Below are 25126 nucleotides of genomic sequence, written 5' to 3'. Positions count from 1 at the left end.
GCGGCCGGACGAGCCCGACCGGCCGGTGACACACCGCCTGTCACCAGGTGCCGTCGTCGCGTACCCGGGGCGCCGGCCGGCCCAGCAGCAGGTTGGTCAGGGCGACGTCGATCTCCGTACCGAGGAACCACTCGCCGGCCTCGTCGAGTGCGAAGACCCGACCCTGCTCGTCCACGGCGAGGATGCTGTCGCCGCCCTCGGTGCCGATCGGGAAGAGCCGCACGCCGATCAGGGCGCCGAAGTCGGCCAGGCTGTCCGCGCTGTGCGCGGCCCCGCTCGGGTTGATTTCGAACCGTCGGATCCACACGTTCTCCCCGGGACCGCGACGGCCGCACACCAGGCCGGGGAAGGCGGTCAACGCCCGCTCGGCCGCCTCGAAGCTCTGGTGCCGGTGCTGTCGTCCGGGCACGGCGCAGACCTTGCCGATCGCCTCACCGGCCAGCAGCCGATCCCCGAAAGCGGGCCGCCAGCCCCCGTCGACCAGCGCGTACGCGACCTCGGGCGGGAACCGTTCCGGGTCCGGGACGGGCTGCGTCGGGGGACGCCACTCCTCGGCGAAGGCCAGGTGCGCCCAGGGCAGTAGTCCGAAGTGGACGAGGATCCGTACGCACGAGTCGCAGGGACGTTCGGCGGCGCCGCCGGCGGGATCACCCGGCTCCCGTACCCGGAACAGCTCCAGTTGGGCGCTGCCGAAGAGATCCCGGGCCGTCTCCTGGGTGAGCGGCGGCTGGCCGAGCGCGGCGCGCCTGCGGTCGTACTCGTGCAGCACGTCCGAGACGGCCACCAGTTCGGCGTGCCGGTCACCGCCGCGTACCAGGTGCCCGGTCGGCAGGCTGGCGAGATGGTCCCGGACCAGCGGGTGGTGCCGCAGTTCGAGGTCGCCCTTTGCCGCATGCCCGATGTGCAGGTCGTGCTGCACGGTCAGGTGTGCGGTGGCGCCGGGTGTCGGCTGCCGTCGGGTGGCCCGGCGCAGCTCGACCGCCGGGTCCACGGTCCTGGGGCGTCGGGTACGCCCCAACCGGTCGGTGCGGTACATCTCGCGTACCACGTCGGGCGGGAGTCCTGGCCAGTTCGAGATCTCGCCGGTCTCCTTGTCGATAATCGTCGTCGGGCTGGTGCCGTCCACGGTGGAATCCCGCGTTGGTGGGCTGGTCCAGATCACGTAGCCGAGATCGAATTCGTCGAGCATCGGGGTGCATTGGTAACCGAGCCGCAGCGTCTCCCGCCGGGCCCAGGTATCGGCGATTCCCTCTGCTTCCTGGCGGCTGATCATGTGCAAGTCTCCCCGTTCCTGCTCAGCCGGACGTCGTTCGCGAAACTACCGGACCATGCGGCTGCGCGTCAGCCGGTACGGTCGGCCATACCGACGGTTAGCTTCTGTTGTGGTGACGGGGTGCCGGTCCATTCGGGTTACCCGACGGATGCTCGATCGTTACTGCTGATATGCCCTGTCCGGATCACTCGTGTGGCAAGTGCCGGGTGGACCGGCGTCGCCAGTTCCGGACCAGCCCCCCGCCGTACCGGTCGTGACCACGCCCTTCGTGACCGGCCGACTTGGCGACAGCAGGAGTACGGAGCGCGTCACCGTCCTGGAGCTCCTCTTCGACGTGGTGTTCGTCTTCGCGATCACCCGGGTCGCCCAGCGGTTGACCGACGACCTCACCATCAACCGCCGGGTGCTGCTCTCCGAGGCCGGTCAGACCCTGTTGCTGCTGCTCGCCCTCTGGATGGTCTGGTACCTGAACGCCTGGCTGACCAGCCGGTTCGACCCGCAGCGGCCGGACATCCAACTCGTCGTCATCCTCACCATGGCCGGCAGTCTCCTGATCGCGGTCTGCCTGCCCCAGGCGTTCGGCGACCGAGGACTCATCTTCGTCTGCACCTATGTGGTGATCCAGGTCGGTCGCCCGCTGTACGTGTTCTGGGCACTGCGCGGCCATCCGCGGCAGCGCGCCACCGCGCGGATCCTGTTCTGGTCGGTCCCCGCCGCCATGCTCTGGCTCGCCGGCGGGTTCAACGAGGACCAGGTGCGCGGCGGGTTCTGGACCGCGGCCGTCCTGTTGGAGCTGCTCGGCCCGGTGCTGCGCTGGCCGACGCCGGTCCTCGGCCGGCCGAGGGACGCCGAATGGACCCTGGCCGAGGGACACCTGGCCGAACGGTACAGCCAGTTCCTGCTCATCGCGCTCGGCGAATCCGTCATCGCCACCGGAATCGAGGTCAGCGTACGTCCGTTCACCGTCTCCTCCATGACGGTCTTGGCGGCGTCGTTCCTGACCACACTCCTGTTCTGGCGGACCTTCTTCTATCACGCCGGTCTCTCGTTGGCCCCGGCGCTGAAGCGTGCCCGCAGCGCCATCGAGTTGAGCCAGTCGGCGAGCTACACCCTGCTGGTGATGGTGGCCGGCATCATCACCGCGGGGGTCGGCTACCGAATCGTCATCGACCACCCGGTGGCGCCGCTCGACCCGGCCTGGATCGCGGTCATCTTCGGCGGTCCGGCGCTGTTCCTCGCCGGCCGGGTGCGCTTCGAGTACCAGTTGTTCGGCAGTGTCTGCCCGGCGCTCTGGATCGGGTTGATACTCATGGTCGTCGTCGCGCCGGGCATGGTTTTCCTGCCGCCGATCGTGGCGCCCCTGGTCAGTACCCTGTTGCTGGCGGGTGTGGCGGTCTTCGAGACCCTGTCCAGACGCCACCGGGCCGCGACCAACCCGACACTGTGACGCGTGGCGGCGCGGGACGGTCGCGCCGGGACACGAGGGTGCTTCGGGAGTGGGGACGATTGATGACGAAGGCGGCTCCGATGACGGATGCGGCGTGGCCGGGCACGGTCGCCGAGGCGGAGGCCGTACAGGATCGGTTGCGTCCCCTCGCCGACCTGGTGGGGCCGGGGCCGGCGGAACCACGCATGATCGCCGGCCTCGACGTGGCGTACGCCGAGGACGGTGACCGGCTGGCGGCGGCGGTGACCGTGCTGGACGCCCGGACCCTCGCTGTGTTGGAGACGGCGGTGAGCATCGGTCGGACCGCCTTCCCGTACGTTCCCGGCCTGTTCGCCTTCCGCGAGCTGCCCGCGCTGCTGGACGCCCTCGGACGCCTGACCACCACGCCGGAACTGCTCGTCTGTGACGGGCACGGGCTGGCCCACCCGCGTCGGTTCGGGTTGGCGTGCCACCTGGGCGTGCTCACCGGGTTGCCGGCGATCGGGGTGGGCAAGACCCCGCTGGTCGGACGCTGGGATCCGCCGGCCGAACGGCGGGGGGCCTGGACCGCGCTCAGGGACGGCTCGGAGACGGTCGGTCGGGTGCTGCGGACCCGGGACGGAACCAAGCCGGTGTTTGTGTCGGTGGGGCACCGGATGGGTCTGGACAACGCCTGCGCCCAGGTACTGGCACTCACACCGCGTTACCGGCTGCCGGAGACCACCCGCCAGGCGGATCGGTTGTGCCGGCTGGCTCTGGGCCGGACGCGCTCCTCGGAGCTGGAGTGATGCGGGAGGCAACATCGACCTGCGGCTGACCCGGGTCGGGCCGGCGGTGCGACGACGTACGGTGATGGGCGCCGATTCTAGAGGAAAGGCAACGATCTGTTGCTGACAAAGCACGTGCCGTGCGGGAGACTGCCTCGGGGAATCGGACAGGGAGGCACCGAATGGTTGTCGGATCACCACCCACCGTGCGACGCCGGCAACTCGGTCGCGAACTGCGCAAGCTGCGCGAGGCCGCGGGTTTCAAGGCGGAGCAGGTCGCCCTGGAGGTGCGTTGCTCGCCGTCGCGGGTGAGCCGGATCGAGACCGCCCGGGTACGGATCACACCCGGCACCGTGCACGAGCTGCTCGACGTCTACCGGGTCGAGGGCGCGGAGCGGCAGCGTCTGGTCGCGCTCGCCCGCCAGGCGCAGGAGGCGGGCTGGTGGCAGGCACACAGTGACAGCCTGACCTGGGAATATTCGACTCTGATCGCGCTGGAACACGACGCGACCGAGTTGCGTACGTTCGAGTCGTCGGTGCTGCCGGGGTTGCTCCAGACCGAGGAGTACGCCCGTACCGTGCTGCGCAAGACGTTGCTGGAGCAGACTCCCGACTCCACGGAGGAGAAACTCGTCGTACGACTTGCCCGACAGCGGATCCTCAGCCGCCCGCAGGACCCGGTCCGGCTCTGGGCGATTCTGGACGAGGCGGTGTTGCGCCGGCAGGTGGGTGGGCCGGACGTGATGGGCCCGCAGTTGCGGCACCTGGTGGAGATGGCCGGTCGCCCCAACATCCAGCTCCAGGTGCTGCCCTTCTCCCGAGGCGCGTACGCCTGCAACACCGGCCCGTTCCTGCTGCTGAGCTTTGCCGAGGGGCCGGAGGGGGAGGGGCCGGTGGGCGAGCCGGTGGACGGGGACGTGGTCTACGTCGAGAACGAGGCGGGTGACATCTACGTGGAGAAGGAGCCCGGGGTGGCCCGCTACCGGATGGTCTTCGACAACCTCCGCGCCGATGCGCTGACCTGCGAGGAGTCGAGGGGTTGGCTGGCCGATCTGGCCTCGGAACTGCCCTGATGGAGGCGGGCCGGGGCCGGTGACGGCGTGCGCGGGAGGAGCGCCGGTGCCTATACGCGGTAGCCTGTCCGCCGTACCCCAACCGGAAGCGGCGAGGTGATCATGTTGGTACGGCGTGGCGCGGCGCGGCTGGCGACAGTTTGCGCGCTCCTGGCCGGCCTGGTCGTGGCCGGCGCGGCACCGGCACTCGCCGACGACGAGGACTCGGTCCGGATCAGTACGTCCAGCAGCTTCACCGCCGGGGGTTCGCCGGGCTCGGTCACCGTGACCGTGTCGAAGCGGTCCAAGGGTTGTGTGTCGGTCCGGACCTCGGTCGCGCTCCAGATGGCGGGGCTCTCCGCCAGCGACGTGGGCCTGGTGGTCGCGCAGGGCGGGGACTGGCAGCCGGTCTCGGTCTCCGGGGAGGGCACGCTGCACAGCGGCCGGACCGCGCCGGAGAGGCCGGAACTCTGTGAGCGGAAGAGCGTGACGGTCCGCTACCGGTTGGTCCTGGCTGCCGCAGTGCCGGCAGGTCGGGTGACGATCGTCGGTGAGGCGTATACCGCCGGTGGCGATTTGATCAAGCAGGATGCCGAGACGCGCAAGGTGAACGGCGCCAAGGGCACGCCGACGCCAACGCCGACCAGGACCCGGTCGGCCTCGCCGAGCCCGACGCCGGAGGAGACCACGGAGGCGGCCGAGCCGGAGCCGACCGAGACCGATGTCGTCGTATCGCCGACCGAGTTCGGGCTGGGTGGCGGCGCCGGGAGCGGCGGTGGCGGGATCGGCGGCATGGTGATGGTGGTCGGGGTCGGCATGGTGGCGATCGGGATCGCCCTGCTGGTGCTGCTGCTGCGGCGGGCCCGAGGTGGTCGGGAGGAGCCGGGCGGCGGTGGCGGTGGGCTGGGCGTGACGCCGCGTCCGCCGTACCCGCCGCGGGGTGGCCCGGGCGCTGATCCGACCATGGTCATCCCTGGTCGGGCCGATCCGACCATGGTCATCCCTGGTCGGGCCGATCCGACCATGGTCATCCCTGGTCGGGCCGATCCGACCGTGGTCATGCCCACGGGCGGCGACTCGACCGTGATCATGCCTCGGATTCGCCCCTGAAGTGGCGACGGCCTACTGGTCGCGGCCTCGGCGAGGGCGGACCCGTCGCCGTCCGGCCGGAGGTTGACCTGATCTTGGCTGCTTCTCGCAGCCTGTTGGACTCTGCCTGGCAACCCGCCTTACCCACGGCTGGGGTGTCGGCTCCGATACGCTCAGGCCGTTGACTGGCGCATGACCGAGGAGCGAGACCGTTGTCTGATTTATCCCAAATCGTCAAGGCGTACGATGTCCGCGGTACCGTCCCCGAACAGTGGAACGAGCGGGTCGCCGAGGCGTTGGGTGCGGCCTTCGCGCAATTGCTTCGCGCGGGTACGAGCGTCGGCTCGACGGACCGGGACGGCGGTTCGACCGGCGATCCGAACACGGTGGTGATCGCCCACGACATGCGGGACAGCTCGCCCGGCCTGGCGGCAGCCTTCTCCGCTGGTGTCCGCTCGGAGGGGATGGCGGTCATCGACGCCGGCCTCGGCTCCACCGACCTGCTCTACTACGCCTCGGGCAGTCTCGACCTGCCCGGCGCCATGTTCACCGCCAGCCACAATCCGGCGCGCTACAACGGGATCAAGATGTGCCGGGCGGGTGCCCGTCCGATCGGCCAGGACAGCGGCCTCGCCGAGATCCGCGAGCGGGCTCAGGCGATCCTGGACAAGGGCGAGCCGCTGGCGGGCGCGCCGGAGCAGCCCGTACGCCAGCTCGACCTGCTCGGTGAGTACGCGGCCCACCTGCGTGGTCTGGTCGACCTGAGCGGCATCCGCCCGCTCAGGGTGGTCGTCGACGCGGGTAACGGGATGGGTGGTTACACCGTCCCGGTGGTGCTCGGCGACGCCGTACTGCCGCCGCTGCCGTTGACCATCGTTCCGCTCTATTTCGAACTCGACGGCAACTTCCCGAACCACGAAGCGAACCCGCTCGACCCGGCGAACCTGGTGGACCTGCAGGCGGCGGTCCTGGAACACGGTGCCGATCTGGGACTCGCCTTCGACGGCGACGCGGACCGCTGCTTCGTGGTCGACGAGCGGGGCGAGCCGGTCTCGCCGTCGGCGATCACCGCCCTGGTGGCCGTACGGGAACTCGCCAAGCACCCCGGCTCCACGGTCATCCACAACCTGATCACCTCCAGTGCCGTACCGGAGATCATCCGAGAGAACGGCGGGGAGCCGCTCTGCAGCCGGGTCGGACACTCCTTCATCAAGGCCGACATGGCTCGTACCAACGCGGTCTTCGGCGGGGAGCACTCGGCGCACTACTACTTCCGTGACTTCTGGTTCGCCGACACCGGCATGCTCGCCGCGATGCACCTGCTCGCCGCCCTTGGTGAACAGGAGCGTCCGCTTTCCGAGTTGGCCGAGAAGTACGAGCGGTACGTCTGCTCCGGCGAGATCAACTCGACCGTCGCCGACCAGGCGGCGAAGCTGGCCGAGGTCAAGCAGGTCTACCAGGGTGCCGAGACCGACGAGCTGGACGGGCTGACGGTCCGATTCCCCGACGGGGCCTGGATCAACCTGCGACCCTCCAACACGGAACCGCTGCTACGGCTCAACGTGGAGGGGCCGACCAAGGACCGGATGATCGCGCTCCGCGACGAGGTGCTCGACCTGGTACGCCGATAAGATCCCGTGCGCCGGCCGGAACGCCGATTCGGCCGCCGGATGACGTGGAAGGAGCCGCATCGTGGCCCTTGACCCGCAGTTACTCGAGATTCTCGCCTGCCCGGACACACACCACGCCCCGCTCGACTACGACCTGGTGGAGCAGACCCTGACCTGCACCGAGTGTCGGCGGGTCTTCGAGGTCCGCGACGACGTACCGGTGCTCCTGCTCGACGAGGCTCGCGGCGGCGCCGCACAGGAGGAGAAGTGATGGACGCCCACGCCGGCGTGAGCGGGCGACGGGTCCCCGACGAGGGGCTGCTCGACGACGCGGCGGCGCTGCACGAGGCCGACCCGGGCGGCATGCTGCGGTTCACCGCCTCGGCCGGCGCGCAGGTACGCGAGTCCGCGGCGCTCGCCGCGGAGGCGAACCTGGGTGTGCTGGCCGACGAGGGGCGGCCCCGGGCGGTGGTGATCGCGGGCATCGGCACGGCTGGACGCACCGGCGACATCCTCGCCACGGTCGCCGGGCCGCGTTGCCCGGTGCCGGTCATCGCGCACCGCAGCGCCGGCGTGCCGGGCTGGGTGGGTGCCGCCGACGTGGTGATCGCGGTGAGCGCTTCGGGTCGTAGTCCGGAGGCGCTCGGCGCGGCCGAGGCGGCGGCCCGGCGGGGCGCCCGGCTGGTCGCGGTCGGCGCGCCGGACTCGCAGCTCCAGTCGGTGGCGGAGGGGGTCCGGGCACCGTTCATCCCGGTGCCCCGGCGGGCACCCGCGCGGGCCAGCCTCTGGGGCCTGACCGTGCCGGTGCTGCTCGCCGCGCGGACGCTCGGGCTGGTGAAGGTCAACGAGGCCGATCTGGCGGAGACGGCGGCGCGGCTCGACGCCGACGCGGACCGGAGTCGCCCCACCGCCGAGTCGTTCGTCAATCCGGCCAAGGCACTGGCGCTCGGGTTGGCGAACTCGGTGCCGGTGGTCTGGGGCTCGTCCCCGCTGGCGACGGTCGCCGCCCGGCGGTTCGGCGACACCCTGTCGGCGAACGCCCGCTACCCGGTGATCGCGGGTGCGCTCGGCGAGGCCGGGCGAGGCCGGGTGGGGCTGCTCGACGGGGTCTTCGGCGGGTTGGCGGAGTCGACCCGGGACATCTTCGCCGACCCGGAGGAGGAGTCCGACTGGACCCGGCTGCGGGTGGTGCTGTTGCGTGACGGCGGTCTGAACGCCGACGACGACAGCGACGAGCCGCTGGCCGTGGAGGAGCGGCGCGCTGACGCGTTGCAGACTCTCGCCGAGCGGCGCGGGGTCCGCTGTGACGTCGTCACCGCCGAGGGCGGTTCGGCGCTGGAGCGGCTCGCCTCGCTGATCGCCGTACCCGATTTCGCGTCTGTTTATCTCGCCCTGGCCCACGGGCTCGACCCGATGGCCGTGGCGGCGGTTACCGAAATGAAGGAGCTGTCCAACCCGTGAACGGGCAGAGCGACCAGCAGGGAACGCGGACATGAGCGCCGGCGGTGGAACGCGGGCGATCATCGCCGCGCTGCTGGCCAACCTCGGCATCGCGATCACGAAGTTCGTGGCGTGGCTGCTGAGCGGTTCGTCGTCGATGCTGGCCGAGGCGGTCCACTCGGTCGCCGACTCCGGCAACCAGGCGTTGCTGCTGGTCGGCGGCCGTCGGTCGCAGCGGGGCGCGACCCCGCAACACCCCTTCGGGTACGGGCGCGAGCGTTACATCTACGCCTTCATCGTCTCGATCGTGCTGTTCAGCGTCGGTGGCCTCTTCGCTCTCTACGAGGGTTACCACAAGTGGCAGCACCCGCACGCCTTCGACAGTTGGCAGTGGCTGCCGCCGACAGTGCTGATCATCGCGGTCATCCTGGAGTCGTTCTCGTTCCGCACCGCGATCAAGGAGTCCAACCACATCCGTGGCAGGGCGACCTGGGTGCAGTTCGTCCGTCGGGCCAAGGCACCCGAGCTGCCGGTGGTGCTGCTGGAGGACCTCGGCGCCCTGCTCGGTCTGGTCTTCGCCCTGGTCGGGGTCTCGATGACCCTGGTCACCGGCAACGGCCGGTGGGACGCGGCCGGCACCCTGGCGATCGGTCTGTTGCTGGTGACCATCGCGGTCGTGCTGGCGATCGAAACCAAGAGCCTGCTGCTCGGTGAGGGGGCCACTCCGGAGGACGTGGCCCGGATCGAGCGGGCGGTGAACGAGGGCTCCGAGGTCGAGCGGATCATCCACATGCGTACGCTGTATCTCGGCCCCGAGGAGCTGCTGGTCGCGGTGAAGATCGCGGTCCGGCCGGCCTCGTCGGCCCAGGACGTGGCCCGGGACATCGACACGGTCGAGTCCCGGATCCGGTCGGCGGTGCCGATCGCACGGGTGATCTATCTGGAGCCGGACATCTACAGTGCGCAGCGGGCTGCTTCGACGGAGAACGGGCAAGCGGAGACCGCTCGCGACACGGGCGGGAAGAGCTGACGGTGGAACCACTGCACGGACCCATTCGTGACTACGCATGGGGATCACGTACGGTAATTGCTGGTTTGCAGGGTCGGCCGGTGCCGAGCCCCGGGCCGGAGGCGGAACTCTGGCTGGGCGCACATCCCGGTTCACCTGCGATGGTGCGCCAGGGAGAGGCTCGGATCAGCCTGGTCGAGTTGCTCGCCGCCGAACCGGGGCGCTGGCTGGGCGACGAGGTGCTGACCCGCTTCGACGGACGGTTGCCGTTCCTGATGAAGCTGCTGGCACCCGAGGCGCCGCTGTCGTTGCAGGCCCACCCGGACTCGGCGCAGGCCCGGCAGGGGTACGCCGCGGACCAGGCACTGCCGCCGACCGCACACCGCAACTATGTGGATCCGTACCACAAGCCGGAGATGCTGGTGGCAGTCGCGCCGTTCGAGGCGCTCTGCGGTTTCCGGGACCCACGGGTCTCCGCGGCGGTCCTGGAGGCGTTCGACATCCCGGCGCTCAAGCCGGTGGTGGCGGCACTGCGTACCGGGGTGGAGGGCCTGCGGGATGCCGTGCAGCGGTTGCTGAGCTGGCCGGAGGTGGACCGGGTCGCGCTGGTGGAACTGGTCCGGACCACTGACCTCGGCCCCGGATACGTTGCCGAGCAGGAGTTGGTCAGGGGATTGGCCGGCTGGTATCCGGGCGATCCCGGTGTGCTGGTCGCGCTGCTGCTCAACCACGTCCGGCTGGAGCCGGGAATGGCGATCTGGATGCCGGCCGGCAATCTCCACGCGTACCTGCGGGGCGCCGGGGTGGAGATCATGGCTGCCAGTGACAACGTGCTGCGGGGCGGGCTGACTCCCAAGCACGTGGACGTGCCCGAGTTGCTGCGGGTGCTCCGGTTCGAGGTGTTGGACGATCCGCTGCTCGAATCGGTGCCGGTGGCGCCCGGGGTGGTCGGCTGGCGGGTTCCGGTCGAGGACTTCTCACTCCACCGGGTGCGGCTGGACGAGGACTCGCCGCAGGCCCGGCTGACGCTGACCGGTCCACGGGTGGTGCTCGGTGCCTCCGGCGCGGTGGCGGTACGGGACGCGGCGGGTGAGGTCATGGTCGAGCCGGGCAGGGCGGCGATCAGCGCGGCGGACGGTGGGGAACTCCTCTTCTCCGGCCGAGGCGAGGTCTTCGTCGGTGCAGCCGGCATATAGGTTTGCTTCTGACCTTCTTCGCGAGTCGGACATTTCCGAGTTTGACTTGACATGGACCTTGCGGAGTGTGACTCTTTAACTACGCAGTGTCAGTACCACGAGTGCTGACGTCCTGCGAGGTACCAAACCGGGGGGATGCGCGGGGCGGAGGGATGCTGGGCGGGAAACCGTCCACGCCCCACCGCCCCGCGCGCTGTCCGTACCCTTTCCTCGGCGCGTCGGGCACGTACCCGTCCTTCGGGCCCTCCCCGGCGGCCGGCCGGTGACGTCGGATCCCGGCGTCGGTACGCGCAGGTCAGACCCGGGGAGATGCCCAGGTCGGACCCCTCGCTCATCGAAGACGCCGCCCGTCGGACGGGCCGGGGAACCAGGTGTTGGATAGTCTCCCGGGTGGCCGTCGCGCGGCGGGCCATGCGTCGCGGATTGTCGTGGTTGTCCCGGAGTGGACGGCACCGCCTGTGTCCGCACGAATGCAGCCGGGCGTAATGTGGAGGGTCGCGCAGCAGCAGACCCGTACGACAGGAGCTTTCATGACCAGTACTCTCCCGGCGCCTTCCGGTGGTGCGTCGACCCAAAGCCGGCCGACGACTCTCGCTGACGGCGACTTCAAGGTGGCGGATCTGTCGCTCGCCGAGTTCGGTCGTAAGGAGATCGAGCTGGCGGAGCACGAAATGCCGGGTCTGATGTCGTTGCGTCGTGAGTACGCGGCGGCGCAGCCGCTCGCAGGTGCGCGGATCACGGGTTCGTTGCACATGACGATTCAGACCGCCGTGCTGATCGAGACCCTCACCTCGTTGGGTGCGCAGGTCCGCTGGGCGTCGTGCAACATCTTCTCCACCCAGGACCACGCCGCCGCCGCGATCGTGGTGGGGCCGGAGGGCACGGTCGACGCCCCCGCCGGTGTTCCGGTCTACGCCTGGAAGGGCGAGAGCCTGGAGGAGTACTGGTGGTGCACCGAGCAGGTGCTGCTCTGGCCGGACGGTCAGGGCCCGAACATGATCCTCGACGACGGTGGTGACGCGACGCTGCTGGTGCACCGGGGTGCGCAGTTCGAGGCGGCGGGTGCGGTTCCGCCGGTCGAGTCGGCTGACTCGGAGGAGTACGCGGTCATCCTGGGTGTGCTGCACCGCTCCCTCGCCGAGGACAACCAGCGGTGGACCCGGGTCGCGGCCGGGATCAAGGGTGTGACCGAGGAGACCACGACCGGTGTGCACCGCTTGTACGAGATGCAGCAGGCCGGAACCCTGCTCTTCCCGGCGATCAACGTGAACGACTCGGTGACGAAGAGCAAGTTCGACAACAAGTACGGCTGCCGGCACTCGCTGATCGACGGGATCAACCGGGCCACCGACGTGCTGATCGGTGGCAAGGTCGCGGTCGTGCTCGGTTACGGCGACGTGGGCAAGGGTTGCGCGGAGTCGCTGCGCGGCCAGGGTGCCCGGGTCATCATCACCGAGGTCGACCCGATCTGCGCGTTGCAGGCGGCGATGGACGGTTACCAGGTCGCGACCCTGGAAGACGTGGTCGAGACCGCGGACATCTTCGTCACCGCCACCGGCTGCTTCGACGTCATCACGAACGAGCACATGGCGCGGATGAAGCACCAGGCGATCGTGGGCAACATCGGCCACTTCGACAACGAGATCGACATGGCCGGTCTGGCGAAGCGTTCGGACGTACGGCGGGTGAACATCAAGCCGCAGGTCGACGTCTGGAAGTTCGACGACGGGCACTCGATCATCGTGCTTTCCGAGGGTCGGCTGCTGAACCTGGGCAACGCGACCGGTCACCCGAGTTTCGTCATGTCGAACTCGTTCGCCAACCAGACCATCGCGCAGGTCGAGTTGTTCACCAAGACCGACGAGTACCCGGTCGGGGTGTACGTGCTGCCGAAGCACCTGGACGAGAAGGTCGCCCGGCTGCACCTCGGCGCGCTCGGCGCGAAGCTGACCGAGCTGACCAAGGAACAGGCCGCTTACCTGGGCATTTCGGTCGAGGGGCCGTACAAGCCGGAGCACTACCGCTACTGAGGTCCGCCGTACCGGCCGGGCTGGCTGACGAACGCGTCAGCCGGCCCGGCCGTCGTCGTGTCGGGCACGGGTGGGACGCACCCAGCTCCAGACGCAGTACGCGAGCCAACCGATCGCCACGGCGGTGGCGAATGGACGCAGTCGCAGCGCGTTCAGCGCGATGATGATCGCGAGCACGGTGAGCCACGGTACGAAGGCCTTCACCTGGTCATTGGATCAGAGAAGGGGTGGGCGGCGCCACGTTGACACCGGGCTCTACCAGGGCGCAAGGTAGGCTGGCCTAAGTTAGGCATGCCTAATTGATGAACCCGGAGCCCTCATGTTCGCCACCTACCTGATCGGTCTACGTGAGGGCCTGGAAGCCACCCTGGTGGTCAGCATTCTGATCGCGTTCCTGGTCAAGTCCGACCGTCGGGACCGGTTGCCGCAGGTGTGGGGCGGGGTGGCCCTCGCCGTCGTACTCTCCGTCTTCTTCGGCTGGCTACTCGAATACACCAGCACCACGCTGCTGGCGAAGTCCGAGGACCGGGAACTGTTCGAGGCGGTCACCTCGGTGGCAGCGGTCACCTTCGTCACCGCGATGATCTTCTGGATGCGTGGCGCGGCCCGCTCGCTCGGCGGCGAACTCCGAGGCAAGCTCTCGGACGCGCTCGCCGTCGGCTCGCTCGCGGTCGCCCTGATGGCCTTCCTCGCCGTGGTTCGCGAAGGACTCGAGACGGCACTGATCTTCTATTCGGCGGCGCAGACCGCCCAGGTCGACGGTGGTCCGCTCTACGCACTCATCGGCGGCGTCGTCACCGCGATCGCGATCGGCTACCTGCTCTACGCGAGCGCAGTCCGGATCAACCTCACCCGCTTCTTCACCTGGACCGGCGCGCTGTTGATCCTGGTCGCCGCCGGCATCTTCAAGTACGGCACCCATGACTTCCAGGAGGCCGGCGTCCTGCCCGGCATCAAGACCATGGCGTACGACATCTCCGGTGTGCTCGACCCGTCCACCTGGTACGGCACCCTGCTCGGCGGCATGTTCAACGTCACCGCGGAGTCGACCGTGCTGGAGGTCGTCGCCTGGGGCGCGTACCTGATCCCGGTTCTGCTCCTCTTCCTCCTCCCGGGGCGTCGCGCCTCCGGGACCACCGGTTCCGCCTCCGGGACCACCGGCTCCGCCAGCGGAGCCGCGCCCACGGCCCAGCCCGCCGTCTGATCCGAGTTCAAGGAGAAACAATGCGTACCACCCGTTTCGTGGCGCTCGCCGCCGCTGGCGCGCTCGCCGGTGTCGGCCTCGCCGGCTGCGGCGCGAAGGACGACGGCGGCAAGGACACCGCTGGTGGGGCGGTCGCGGTCAAGGCCACCGACACCGCCTGTGAGGTCGGCAGCACCACTGTCGGCGCCGGTACGGTGGTGTTCAACGTGACCAACTCCGGTGCCAAGGTCACCGAGTTCTACGTCTACGCCGCGGGTGACCGGGTGATGGGCGAGGTCGAGAACGTGGTTCCTGGGATCAGCCGTGAGTTGCGCGTCGAACTGCCCGCCGGGACGTACGAGACAGCCTGCAAGCCGGGCATGATCGGCAAGGGCATCCGGGGCGCGCTGACCGTCAGCGGTTCGTCCGCGCCGCTCACCGACGACGCGGCACTCGCCGCCGCGACCGACAGCTACCAGCGGTACGTGCAGAGCCAGACCGGCGCGCTGTTGGACAAGACCACCGAGTTCGTGACCGCGGTCAAGGCTGGCGACGTGGCGGGAGCCAAGGCACTCTTCCCGGTCGCCCGCACCTACTGGGAGCGGATCGAGCCGGTGGCCGAGATCTTCGGTGACCTCGACCCGAAGATCGACGGCCGCGAGGAGGTACTTGAGGAGGGGATGGAGTTCACCGGCTTCCACCGCCTGGAGAAGGACCTCTGGACCACCGGCGACATCAGCAAGGACGGCCCGATCGCGGACCGGCTGCTCACCGACGTCAAGGAGATTGTGGCGAAGGCGAACGCCGAGCGGCTCTCCCCGCTCAACCTCGCCAACGGCGCCAAGGAACTCCTCGACGAGGTGGCGACCGGCAAGATCACCGGCGAGGAGGACCGCTACTCGCACACCGACCTGTGGGACTTCAACGCCAACGTCGAGGGCTCCAAGGCGGCCGTCGCCGCGCTCCGGCCGGTCCTCGCCGAGCGCGCACCCGACCTGGTCACCTCCCTCGACAGCGGCTTTGCCACGGTCGACACGACGCTGGGCAAGCATCGGGCCGGCGACGGCTGGAAGCTGCACACCGAGCTGAGCCAGGCCGACCTGAAGGACCTGTCGGACGCGATCAACGCGCTGGCCGAGCCGATCAGTAAGGTCGCGGCGGTCGTCGCCAAGTAGCACGTCGGGCCGGCGGGTCGACCGTCGCGCCGGGAGCACCGGTGGGTGGGGGTGGGATGTGACTGAGAAACGGCTTTCGCGTCGGCGGGCGATCGGGATCGCCGGTGCCGGTGTCGCGGGTGCGGGCATCGCCGGGATGACCGGCGCCACGCTCCGGGGTGCCTTCGACCCGCCGCTGCCGGCGGGCGCGTCTCCCTCCGCCGCCGTGGATTTCCACGGCGAGCATCAGGCCGGCATCACCACCGAGGTTCCCGACCGGCTGCACTTCGTCGCCTTCGACGTGGTGACCAAGGACCGGGCCCGCCTGGTCGAACTCCTGAAGGACTGGACCGCCGCCGCGGCCCGGATGACCGCCGGTCAGGACGCCGGGGTGATCGGCGCGGTCAACGGGTCGCCGGAGGCGCCGCCGGACGACACCGGTGAGGCGCTGAGCCTGCCGCCCTCCGGCCTGACCCTGACCGTGGGGTTCGGTCCGTCGCTGTTCCGCGACGCCGACGGCCGGGACCGCTTCGGTCTCGCCGACCGCCGCCCGGCCGCCCTGGCCGACCTGCCGCGCTTTCCGGGGGAAGCGCTGCGACCGGAGATCTCCGGTGGCGACCTCTGCGTACAGGCCTGCGCCAACGACCCGCAGGTGGCGGTGCACGCGATCCGGAACCTGGCCCGGATCGGCATGGGTGTGGTCAGCGTGCGCTGGTCGCAGCTCGGGTTCGGGCGTACCTCGTCGACCTCGCGGGACCAGGCCACGCCGCGTAACCTCTTCGGCTTCAAGGACGGTACGGCCAACCTCAAGATCGAGGACACCGCGCTACTGCGCGAACAGCTCTGGGCCCAGCCCGGGGACGGCCCGGAGTGGATGACCGGCGGCGCGTACCTGGTCACCCGGAAGATCCGAATGATCATCGAGACCTGGGACCGGACCTCCCTCGGTGAGCAGGAGGAACTGGTCGGTCGGACCAAGGGGAGCGGTGCGCCCTTGGGTCAGCACGACGAGTTCGACCCGATCGATTTCAAGGCGACCGGGCCGGACGGTCGACCGAGGATCACCGAGACCGCGCACGTACGGCTGGCCCACCCGGACCAGAACAACGGTGCCCGGCTGCTGCGCCGCGGTTACAACTACGTCGACGGCTCGGACGGGCTGGGTCGGCTCGACGCCGGGCTGTTCTTCATCGCGTACCAGCGGGATCCGCGCCGACAGTTCGTGCCGATCCAGACTGAGCTGGCTCGACACGATGGGTTGAACGAGTATCTACGCCACGTGTCCAGTGGGCTCTTTGCCTGTCCGCCTGGCGTACGCGAACCGGGCGATTTCTGGGGTCGTGCACTCTTTGACTGATCGGCGGGGTGGTGCCGGTCCCACGAACGTGAACGGAGATGGAATATTGGTGCCATGAGAGCCCGGGTACTGGTGGTCGACGACGACCCCGCGCTGGCCGAGATGCTCGGCATCGTGCTGCGCAGCGAGGGATTCCTACCCTCCTTTGTCGCCGACGGCGAACGGGCGCTGGCGGCGTTCCGCGACAGCCGACCCGACATCGTCCTGCTCGACCTGATGCTGCCGGGAATGAGTGGTATCGACGTGGCCCGGTCGATCCGGGCCGAGTCCGGCGTGCCGATCGTCATGCTGACCGCGAAGAGCGACACCGTGGACGTCGTCCTCGGCCTGGAGTCGGGCGCGGACGACTACGTGGTCAAGCCCTTCAAGCCCAAGGAACTGGTGGCGCGGATGCGGGCCCGGCTCCGCCGGGGCGAAGACGCCGCGCCGGAGATGCTGACCATCGGTCCGCCCGGCAACCAGATCAACATCGACGTCCCGGCGCACACGGTCAGCCGGGACGGCGAAGAGGTCAAGCTGACCCCGCTGGAGTTCGACCTGCTGGTGGCGCTGGCCCGGAAGCCGCGTCAGGTCTTCACCCGCGAGGTCCTGCTTGAGCAGGTCTGGGGTTACCGGCACGCGGCCGACACCCGGCTGGTCAACGTGCACGTGCAGCGGCTCCGGGCCAAGATCGAACCGGATCCCGAGCGGCCGGAAATCATCCTGACCGTTCGGGGCGTGGGTTACAAGGCGGGCACCGGATAGCCTGGTGCCACTGTGGCTCACCCTTCCGATTCCTCCGTCCTCGCCCGCGCCCGAGCCGTCGCGCTCGGGCTCTCGCGTGCGTCGTTGCGCCGTGTGCGAGCACTGGTCGCCGGTCTGCACCAGACCTGGCGCCGCTCGCTCCAGTTGCGCGTCGTCAGCATCACCCTGATCGCGTCGAGCCTGCTGGTCGGTGGATTCGCGGTGCTTGTCGCCGAGCGGATCACCAACATCCTGCTCGACAACGCCACCGCCGACGTGAAGGAGCGGCTCGAAAACGGGCGGAACTACGCCGAAGACCAGATCAGCGTCTACACGGTGTCGTACGCGTCGAAGCTGGGCACCACCTTCGAGAACACCGCCCGCTACCTGGCCGGCAACGATCCCGAACAGGTGGCCGGTGTCGTGGTGGCGCTCGAGGCGGAGCGCTATCCGAGCATCCCGGCGGCCACCTCGCCGATCGGGGTGGACGTCCGCCCGATGATCAGCAACGAGCTGCGTGAGCGGGTGGTCGGCGGTGAGGTGGCGCACCAGATCCAAACCGGCTACCTCGACGGTGGGACCGCCACCTACCTGGTGTACGGCTCGCCGGTGCCGACCAAGTTCGGTCAGGTCGAGCTCTACTACTTCGTACCGCTGACCCGGTGGGACAAGATTGCCTCAGAGGCGCGGTCGACGGTGGTGGCCACCGGGATCACCCTCGTACTGCTGCTCGGACTCCTCTCCGCGCTGGTCACCCGACTCGTGGTCAACCCCGTACGGGTCGCCTCCCGGACCGCCCAACGGCTCTCCGCAGGGCTGCTCGACCAGCGGATGGTGGTCAACGGCGAGGACGACCTGGCGCTGCTCGCCGCCTCGTTCAACCAGATGGCGACCAATCTCCAGCGCCAGATCGTCCGGCTGGAGGAGATGTCCCGGCTTCAACGGCGGTTCACCTCCGACGTCTCGCACGAACTGCGTACGCCGCTCACGACCGTACGGATGGCGGCCGACCTGATCTTCGCCGAGCGGGAAGAGTTCGACCCGGCGGTCGCCCGTAGCGCCGAACTGCTCCAGGCCGAACTCGACCGGTTCGAAGGGCTGCTGACCGACCTGCTGGAGATCAGCCGGTTCGACGCCGGATTCGCCATGCTCGACGCCGAGCCGACCGACCTGGTTCCGGTCGTGCACCGGGTGGTGGAGCGGCTCGACGGCCTCGCCGCCCGGCTCGGCGTACCACTGCGGATGACCACCCCCGACCTGCCGGTGATCGCCGAGGTCGACCCTCGGCGGGTCGAACGGATCCTGCGGAACCTGGTCGGCAACGCCGTCGAGCACGGCGAGGGACGCCCGGTGGAGGTGGTACTCGGCGTGGACGAGCAGGCCGTGGCGATCACCGTTCGGGACCACGGGGTGGGACTCAAGCCGGGCGAGGAGAAGCTCGTCTTCAACCGGTTCTGGCGGGCGGACCCGTCCCGTGCCCGGCAGACCGGCGGCACCGGCCTGGGACTGTCGATCAGCCTTGAGGACGCCCGGCTGCACGGCGGCTGGCTGGAGGCTTGGGGCGCGCCCGGCCAGGGCGCCCAGTTCCGACTCACCCTGCCGGTCCGGTCCGGCGACCGGCTGACCTCCGCGCCGCTGCGCCTGGTCCCCGCCGACGCCGCCGTCGGGCCCATGGTCCCGGTGCCGAGCGGGCCACGCCTGGCGATCGGGCCGGGCACCACACCCGAGGGCCCGGCAACCGGGGCCAACGGTTCTGAGGACGACGCCGTGCCGGGGGCGGGCGTCACGCGTACGGAGGTGACCACGTGAGGCGGCCGAACCTGCCTGCCGCGACGGTGGCCGTGCTGCTCTGTGTCGGACTGGCCGGCTGTGGCATCCCGACCGAGACCGAGGTGCGGGTCGACGGTCGGGGGCCCCAGTCCGGGCAGGGCTTCGGCGACGGACCGACCCCGAGTCTGCCGGTACGGTCGGACAGCGATCTCCCGGAACAGTTCACGACGAACTACCTGACGGCCGCCGCCGCGGGGGGCGAGACCAGCGAGATCTACGACCGGGTGAACAGCTACATCGCGGACGACCGGGCCAAGCTCAAGCAGAAGCCCGGTGGTGAACCGGCGATCAACGTGATCCGGTTGCTCGGCGGGCCCCGGGCCCGCCGCGATCCTGACAAACCCGGCGGCTTCCTGGTCACCATCCAGGTTCAGCAGATCGGCGTGCTGCGGGGAGACGGCGCGGTGGGCGAGCCGGAGCTCACCGATCGCAGCTACGAGTTCAAAGTCGCTCCGATCTCCAACACCGTCGGCACCACGACCCAGCCTGTGGACGGCCTGTGGATGATCAATCCGCCGCAGGTGCTGCTGCTCAGTACGGACGCGCTGACCGACTACTACACCCCACGGACGATCTACTTCTGGAACGCGGGTCGCACCACACTCGTGCCGGACGTGCGGTACCTGTCGAATTCGGTGCCGAGGGCGTCACAGGCCACCGAGATTCTCGGTTGGCTCATCGGCGGTCCCGTGCCCTGGCTGCTCCCGGCCGCCGTACCGCTGCCGGAGGGGACCAGCCGGATCGGCAACGCCCCCAACCAGGGCGACCGGCTGGAGGTCAACCTCGCCGTGCCGGCCAGCGAGGTCAACGACGAGGTCGAGCTGGATCGCATCTTCACCCAACTCGCCTGGTCGCTGGTGCCGCCGGACCCCGAGGCCGGCTCGGGTGACGAGGGCCAGATGGAGCTGAAGATCCAGAGCCAGCAACGCAAGGTGGCCGACATCGTCGACTACCGTCGCGCCCACCCGCCCTACCAGATCACCGGAAACCCCAAGCGGTACTGCGTCGTCGACGGGGTGGTCTATCCGCTCCGGATCGGCAACGAGTCGTTGATGGCCGTTCCGGTCCAGCAGGAGCAGAACCACGACGTCCGGTACGCCGCCTTCACCGGCGAGGGAGACCAGACCGCGGCGGCACTGGTCACCGAGAAGGGAAGCGGGTTCGAACTCCGGGTCGCCAACGGGGCGGAACCACTGCGTACGTTCGGCGTGAGCCGTACCTTCGACGTGATCGACCGGCCGGTCTGGCTCAGGGGAGCCGACTCCCACCTGCCCATCGGGCTGGTGGTGGCCGACGGCGCTCTCTACCGGTTCGACGGCAACGGCCAGTTCGACGGCAAGGGTCAGCCCGCGAAGGTCGAGGTGCCGGGGGTCAGCGGCCAGATCACCGGCGTGGGCGCATCGCCGGACGGGCACCGCATCGCGCTCATCGCCGACAACGTCCTGTACGTCGCGGCGCTGAGCACCGACGGCGGTGCGGTGACCGTCGGCCGGGCCCGGCAGTTGGCGACCTCGCTGACGACGGTGACCGCGGTCGACTGGATCGGCGAGAGCCTGCTGGCGGTGGCCGGGGCGCAGCCGGACAAGCGCTCGATCATCGAAAACGTCAGCGTGGACGGAGTGTCGGAGGTCTCGGTGGTCGACGACACCCGGGGCGACGTTCTCTACCTGGCCGCGTATCCGCGCAATCCGCTCAGCGGCACCGATCTCGGGGTGATGTACGAGGCCGAGGGGCTCGCCTCCCTGGCCCAGGTGCCGATCGAGCGGGGGCAGGTCGACATGCCCGCCCCGGCGCCGAACTCGTCGGTCAAGCCCAGCGCCCCGTTCTTCCGGTACTGAGCCCGTACGGGGGGACGGGGTCGGATGACCGGCGTCTGGGCCGATCTGGCCGATCTGGTGCTGCCGGCCGAGTGTGCCGGTTGCCGGGTCGGCCGGACCGCCCTGCGGCACGGGGTCTGTGTCCGCTGCGTCACCGCGCTCCAACTGCTCCGTCCCACCCCCGTACGGCCGACCCCGGCGCCACCGGGGTTGCCCGACTGTGTGGCGCTCGGTGGGTACCAGGGTGAGCTGCGGGAAGCGCTGCTGTCGTACAAGGAACGGGGCCGGCACTCGTTGGCCCGGCCGCTGGGGCGGTTGCTCGCCGAGGTGGTCGCCGAGGCCGCGGGTGTCATCGACCCGGTTCCGCCCGCCCCACCCGGCGGACCCCGGCCGGTGCTGCTGATCCCGGTCCCAAGCACCGCGACGGCGATCCGGGCGCGGCACGGTGACCATCTGCGCCGGCTGGCGCGGCACACGGCGCACCGGTTGCGGGCCTCCGGGTGGCCGGTCACGACGGCGTCGCCGCTGCGTGCGCTGCCCCGGCCCGACTCCGCCACCTTGGACAGCGCCGGCCGGGCGGCGGCGGCAGGGGCGGCGTTCACCCTCCGGGAGCGCCGGTTGCTGGCACTGCGCCGGGCCGCGACGGGCCGGGTCGTGATCGTGCTGGACGACATCGTCACCACCGGGGTGACGATCGCCGCGGTGACCGGTGTGCTGCGTTCCGCCGGCGTACGGGTGAACGCGGCGGCGGTGCTCGCGGCAACGATTCGCCGGGCTCAGTGGTAACGGTCCGTACGGTCGATTTCACACGATCGTGCCACAAGTGACTGTTTCAAAAGGTTCTTGGTAGCGAGGGGTGACTATAGACAAGACAGGAGTTAGCGTTTTGTTCACCAGGGGTATGAGGGGGACTCCACCCGTCCCTGGGGCATATGGAAGGAGGAGGCGTCATTCTCGACCGGTCATCGCCGAAGGAAAGTTCCTGGGGGCAGGCTGACCGGGTTTTTTGGTTTCTGGACCGTCCGAACACAGGAGGTCACGCATGGACGTCGTGGTCAAGGGTCGTAACGTCGAAGTTCCCGAGCACTACCGGGCGCACGTAGCAGACAAGCTCGCGAAGATCGAGCGCTACGACCACAAGCTCATTCGAGTCGATGTCGAGCTGTCCCACGAACGCAATCCGCGACAGGTCGACAACTGTCAGCGAGTAGAAATCACCTGCGTCTCCCGCGGGCCGGTGGTGCGGGCGGAGGCGTGCGCGAAGGATTTCTACAGCGCACTGGACATCGCGATCGCCAAGCTGGACACCCGGCTCCGCCGGGCCGCGGACCGACGCCGGGTGCACCGCGGGCGGCACGCTCCGATCTCGGTCGCCGCCGCGACGGCCGGCCTGCCAGTAGCCGACCTCGGCGAATCGGCACTGGCCACCCTGACCCGTGAGTCAGACCATGACTCGTCGGCTCCCGACGGCTTTTCCGACGAGTACGAGGTACACGAGCCGGGCCACATCGCCCGCGCCAAGCTTCACCCAGCCGAACCGATGACCGTCGACGACGCGCTCTTCCAGATGGAACTCGTCGGGCACGACTTCTATCTGTTCCTGGACAAGGAATCCGGCCGGTCAAGCGTGGTCTACCGCCGTAAGGGCTACGACTACGGCATCATCGCGCTCGCCGAGTAGGACACCGCCGAGCAGGCGACAGCCCCAGCGCACCCGGGACGGGTCACGGCCCGGCCGTGCGGGATCAGCGGCAGTTTCGTCCCGTACGGCCGGACCGGACTCAGCGCGAATCCAGGTCCAGATCCTGTGGCAGCAACCCGTAGCGCAGAGCGTCGACCCGGCGCCCGGTCGATCCGACCAGTCGACCGCGTTCACGTCCCTCACGTTGGAAGCCGGATTTCTCCAGCGCACGCTGGGAGCGGAGGTTCGTCGGCGCTGTTCCAGCGGTCAGCCGTTGGATGCCGGTGTGGTCAAAGACCCAACGGGCCAGCAGACGGGTGGCGCGGCCCGGATAACCGTAGCCCCGCCACTGCGGCGCGACGGCGTACCCGATCATGGCCTCGCCGGGCTGTGACTCCTGAAGGTAGAGCGCGATCTCACCCGCCGGGTCACCGCTCGCGGCGTCCAGGATGAGCAGGTCGGCGCGCTCGCCGGCGAGCCACCGGGCCGGGGCGAGCAGACACCGCCGTGCGACGTCGGCACGGGTGGGGGCGACCGTCGACATGCTGGCCGCGATCACGTCGGGCAGGCAGTGCAAGTCGTACACGAAGTCGCCGTCGGCGGCGGTCAGCGGGCGGAGCGTGACCACCCCGTCGGTGAGGGCCCCACCGGGTAGGTCGGCCAGGATCCGGGCCTGCGGAGTGTCCGCGTCGGTGGCGAGCCGGCTCCATGCCAGCAGGTCGTGCCGACTGCCGTCCGGTCGCGTCCCGGCGTCCCGCCGAGTCCCCTCCCGACGGAAGCCACTGGCCAGCGCCACCCGCTGGCTGGCCACGTTCTCCTGCTCGGTGAGGAGTTCCAACCGGGCGAAACCCTGAGACAGCGCCCGATCGGCGAGCGCCCTGGTGGCGGCGGTGGCGACGCCCCGGCCCCGAGCCCAGGGGGCGACCCAGTAGCCGACCTCACCCTGGCACCGGGCCAACACCACGTGGTCGACACCGATTCCGCCGATCAGACGGTCGGTGACCGGATCGGCGATCGCGTACGCGGCGCCACCCCGGGCCCAGACTCCCGTCGTACCCTCACTGATCCACCAGTGGGCGTCGGCCTCGGTGTACGGAGCGGACAGGTGCGGGAGAAACCGCCGGGTCAGCGAGTCGTTGCAGCCTGCCATCAGGTTGTCGATGTCCGAGTCACGGAACAGCCGTAGCCGTACCCGATCGGTCCCGATCGTCTCCCGGTCCATCGGTCAGCCGGCTTCGCGGTACGCGTTGTCGTCGCTGGACAGCAGTGCCCCGACCCAGACGTCAACCCGGGTACCCCGGTGCGGGATGCCCTGCCGGGCGACGCCCTCCATCGTGAAGCCGGCCTTCTCGGCTGCTCGGCGGGAGGCGTCGTTGCCGAGGTGGGCGCGCCATTCGATCCGCCAGAGGCCGAGGCTGGCGAAGGCCCAGGCGCTGGCCGCCGCCAGAGCCCGCGAGCAGTAGCCCCGGCCCCGGGCGTGCGGGGCGACAAGGTAACCGACGTCGGCCATTCCAGGGTCGCCTGCGGAGAGTCGGAGTTCGAGGGTGCCGGCGAAGTTGTCGTCCGGGTCGGCGATGACGAAGACGGCCCCTTGGCCGCGTGTCCAGCGGCCGGTGGCGTGCTCGTGTGCGTAGAACTCCGCGTCCGAGCGCTGGTACGGGTCGGGCACCGTTGTCCAGCGCACTGTCTCCGGGTCCCGGCAGGCGGTGACGATGGCGTCGAGGTCCCGCGCCTCCGGCCTGCGTAGCCGGATCTCGCCGTCTCCCGCGTTGGCGAAGAGCACGGGTTGCGTACGACCGAAGACCGCGGCCCGCCGTGCCGCCAGCGAACCGGGCGCGGCGGGTCCGTCCGTGCCCTCAGGAGCACCTCCGCCGTTGCCGTCCCCGTCGGCGTCAGACAGCTCGGACAGGCCGGCCAGGTCGGAGGGGAGCAGGGAGCCGATCCAACCGTCGGCGGTGCCCCGGGGGTGTGGCTGGGCGAGCCGGAGTTCTCCGTCGACCCGGAAGCCGGCCCGGAGCGCGACCAGCCGGGAGGCGTGGTTGCCGACCTCGGCCTGCCAGATCAGTCGGCGCAGGCCATGTTCACGGAAGGCCCAGCGGGCCACCGCCCGGGTGGCGACGACCGCCACCGCGCGACCGCGTGCCCAGGGCGCGGTCCAGTAGCCGACCTCACCCGTACGCAGGGTCTGGTTGATCGAGACCAGGCCGCAGGAACCGAGCACCTCTCCGGTGCTGGCGTCGCAGACCGCGAACGGGGCACCGGTGCCGTTCGCCCAGGCAGCCGGCGCTACCTCGGTGACGAAGCCCTCCGCGTGCTCGGGGAGGTACGGCGAGGGAACGGTGGTCCAGCGCTGGATGTCCGGGTCCTGGCAGGCCCGGTGGACCGCGTCCGCGTCCGTCGGTTCCCAGGGGCGGAGCAGCAGGCCGCCTTCGGTGATCTTCGCTGGTTTCACGCGGCCATCATTCCGGAGAGTTCGCCGTGGGCGTAAC

Annotated in this window: 21 protein-coding genes and 2 pseudogenes; 19 read left to right on the top strand and 4 right to left on the bottom strand. The window is 69.9% G+C overall.

Going from position 1 to position 25126, the window contains the following annotated elements:
• Nucleotides 1-40: 40 nt before the first annotated feature.
• The gene (locus tag ACIBF5_RS07880) at nt 41-1273 is read right to left on the bottom strand and encodes an SUKH-3 domain-containing protein (RefSeq protein ID WP_396809229.1); all 1233 of its coding nucleotides are present in this window, start codon (nt 1271-1273) and stop codon (nt 41-43) included.
• 253 nt (nt 1274-1526) lie between these two features.
• Here ACIBF5_RS07880 and ACIBF5_RS07875 point away from each other — a divergent pair, with 253 nt between their 5' ends.
• From ACIBF5_RS07875 to ahcY, 10 genes are all read left to right on the top strand, one after another.
• A complete protein-coding gene (locus ACIBF5_RS07875) occupies nt 1527-2720 on the top strand; it encodes a low temperature requirement protein A (RefSeq protein ID WP_396809227.1) in 1194 nt (397 codons plus the stop codon).
• A gap of 80 nt (nt 2721-2800) precedes the next feature.
• Nucleotides 2801-3487, top strand: coding sequence for a deoxyribonuclease V (gene nfi / locus ACIBF5_RS07870; protein WP_396809225.1), 687 nt, complete (start codon nt 2801-2803; stop codon nt 3485-3487).
• 161 nt (nt 3488-3648) lie between these two features.
• The gene (locus ACIBF5_RS07865; RefSeq protein WP_396809223.1) at nt 3649-4539 is read left to right on the top strand and encodes a helix-turn-helix domain-containing protein; all 891 of its coding nucleotides are present in this window, start codon (nt 3649-3651) and stop codon (nt 4537-4539) included.
• Between the two features lie 102 nt (nt 4540-4641).
• Nucleotides 4642-5628: a hypothetical protein gene (locus tag ACIBF5_RS07860; protein WP_396809221.1), complete on the top strand. Its 987-nt coding sequence runs from the start codon at nt 4642-4644 to the stop codon at nt 5626-5628.
• A gap of 191 nt (nt 5629-5819) precedes the next feature.
• Nucleotides 5820-7238: a phosphomannomutase/phosphoglucomutase gene (locus ACIBF5_RS07855; protein ID WP_396809219.1), complete on the top strand. Its 1419-nt coding sequence runs from the start codon at nt 5820-5822 to the stop codon at nt 7236-7238.
• A 61-nt stretch (nt 7239-7299) separates the two neighbouring features.
• Complete coding sequence (locus ACIBF5_RS07850) at nt 7300-7488, top strand: Trm112 family protein (protein WP_396809218.1); 189 nt, start codon at nt 7300-7302, stop codon at nt 7486-7488.
• Nucleotides 7485-8678 carry an SIS domain-containing protein gene (locus tag ACIBF5_RS07845; RefSeq protein WP_396809216.1) on the top strand — a complete coding sequence of 398 codons (1194 nt, stop codon included), beginning with the start codon at nt 7485-7487 and terminating at the stop codon, nt 8676-8678. Before ACIBF5_RS07850 ends, ACIBF5_RS07845 begins: the two co-directional genes overlap by 4 nt.
• Before the next feature lie 31 nt (nt 8679-8709).
• Nucleotides 8710-9687: a cation diffusion facilitator family transporter gene (locus tag ACIBF5_RS07840; RefSeq protein WP_396809214.1), complete on the top strand. Its 978-nt coding sequence runs from the start codon at nt 8710-8712 to the stop codon at nt 9685-9687.
• A 2-nt stretch (nt 9688-9689) separates the two neighbouring features.
• On the top strand, nt 9690-10862 hold the full coding sequence (gene manA / locus ACIBF5_RS07835; RefSeq protein WP_396809212.1) for a mannose-6-phosphate isomerase, class I: 1173 nt from the start codon (nt 9690-9692) through the stop codon (nt 10860-10862).
• Nucleotides 10863-11392: 530 nt separating this feature from the next.
• Entirely contained in the window at nt 11393-12892 is a 1500-nt protein-coding gene (gene ahcY, locus ACIBF5_RS07830; protein ID WP_396809210.1) for an adenosylhomocysteinase, read from the top strand.
• A gap of 36 nt (nt 12893-12928) precedes the next feature.
• Here the strand turns inward: ahcY and ACIBF5_RS07825 are convergent, their stop codons facing one another.
• On the bottom strand, nt 12929-13096 hold the full coding sequence (locus tag ACIBF5_RS07825) for a hypothetical protein (RefSeq protein WP_396809209.1): 168 nt from the start codon (nt 13094-13096) through the stop codon (nt 12929-12931).
• 115 nt (nt 13097-13211) lie between these two features.
• Here ACIBF5_RS07825 and efeU point away from each other — a divergent pair, with 115 nt between their 5' ends.
• The 9 genes and pseudogenes from efeU to ACIBF5_RS07780 all read left to right on the top strand — a co-directional run.
• The gene (gene efeU / locus ACIBF5_RS07820; protein WP_396809207.1) at nt 13212-14096 is read left to right on the top strand and encodes an iron uptake transporter permease EfeU; all 885 of its coding nucleotides are present in this window, start codon (nt 13212-13214) and stop codon (nt 14094-14096) included.
• Between the two features lie 20 nt (nt 14097-14116).
• Nucleotides 14117-15250, top strand: a complete 1134-nt coding sequence (efeO, locus tag ACIBF5_RS07815) for an iron uptake system protein EfeO (protein ID WP_396809205.1) — start codon at nt 14117-14119, stop codon at nt 15248-15250.
• Between the two features lie 58 nt (nt 15251-15308).
• Nucleotides 15309-16586: an iron uptake transporter deferrochelatase/peroxidase subunit gene (gene efeB, locus ACIBF5_RS07810; RefSeq protein WP_396809203.1), complete on the top strand. Its 1278-nt coding sequence runs from the start codon at nt 15309-15311 to the stop codon at nt 16584-16586.
• 54 nt (nt 16587-16640) lie between these two features.
• A complete protein-coding gene (gene mtrA, locus ACIBF5_RS07805) occupies nt 16641-17330 on the top strand; it encodes an MtrAB system response regulator MtrA (RefSeq protein ID WP_326560851.1) in 690 nt (229 codons plus the stop codon).
• A 93-nt stretch (nt 17331-17423) separates the two neighbouring features.
• Nucleotides 17424-19118, top strand: coding sequence for an MtrAB system histidine kinase MtrB (gene mtrB, locus ACIBF5_RS07800; RefSeq protein WP_396809416.1), 1695 nt, complete (start codon nt 17424-17426; stop codon nt 19116-19118).
• The gene (locus ACIBF5_RS07795; RefSeq protein ID WP_396809200.1) at nt 19115-20977 is read left to right on the top strand and encodes an LpqB family beta-propeller domain-containing protein; all 1863 of its coding nucleotides are present in this window, start codon (nt 19115-19117) and stop codon (nt 20975-20977) included. Before mtrB ends, ACIBF5_RS07795 begins: the two co-directional genes overlap by 4 nt.
• 24 nt (nt 20978-21001) lie before the next feature.
• Nucleotides 21002-21742 carry a ComF family protein gene (locus ACIBF5_RS07790; RefSeq protein ID WP_396809199.1) on the top strand — a complete coding sequence of 247 codons (741 nt, stop codon included), beginning with the start codon at nt 21002-21004 and terminating at the stop codon, nt 21740-21742.
• A 256-nt stretch (nt 21743-21998) separates the two neighbouring features.
• Nucleotides 21999-22364 (top strand): annotated as a pseudogene (gene hpf, locus ACIBF5_RS07785) (ribosome hibernation-promoting factor, HPF/YfiA family); the annotation flags it as partial.
• A gap of 90 nt (nt 22365-22454) precedes the next feature.
• Nucleotides 22455-22637, top strand: a pseudogene (locus ACIBF5_RS07780) (sigma 54 modulation/S30EA ribosomal C-terminal domain-containing protein); the annotation flags it as partial.
• A 100-nt stretch (nt 22638-22737) separates the two neighbouring features.
• On the opposite strand, the gene ACIBF5_RS07775 reads toward ACIBF5_RS07780, so the two are convergent.
• Both ACIBF5_RS07775 and ACIBF5_RS07770 read right to left on the bottom strand, forming a co-directional pair.
• The gene (locus ACIBF5_RS07775) at nt 22738-23859 is read right to left on the bottom strand and encodes a GNAT family N-acetyltransferase (RefSeq protein WP_396809197.1); all 1122 of its coding nucleotides are present in this window, start codon (nt 23857-23859) and stop codon (nt 22738-22740) included.
• 3 nt (nt 23860-23862) lie between these two features.
• Nucleotides 23863-25089 carry a GNAT family N-acetyltransferase gene (locus ACIBF5_RS07770; protein WP_396809194.1) on the bottom strand — a complete coding sequence of 409 codons (1227 nt, stop codon included), beginning with the start codon at nt 25087-25089 and terminating at the stop codon, nt 23863-23865.
• Nucleotides 25090-25126 lie beyond the last annotated feature (37 nt).

Source organism: Micromonospora sp. NPDC050417, from assembly GCF_044458865.1.
Classification (GTDB): Bacteria; Actinomycetota; Actinomycetes; order Mycobacteriales; family Micromonosporaceae; genus Micromonospora_G.
Note: the sequence above shows the minus strand (reverse complement) of the source record. Positions and strands in the feature narration are given on the sequence as shown.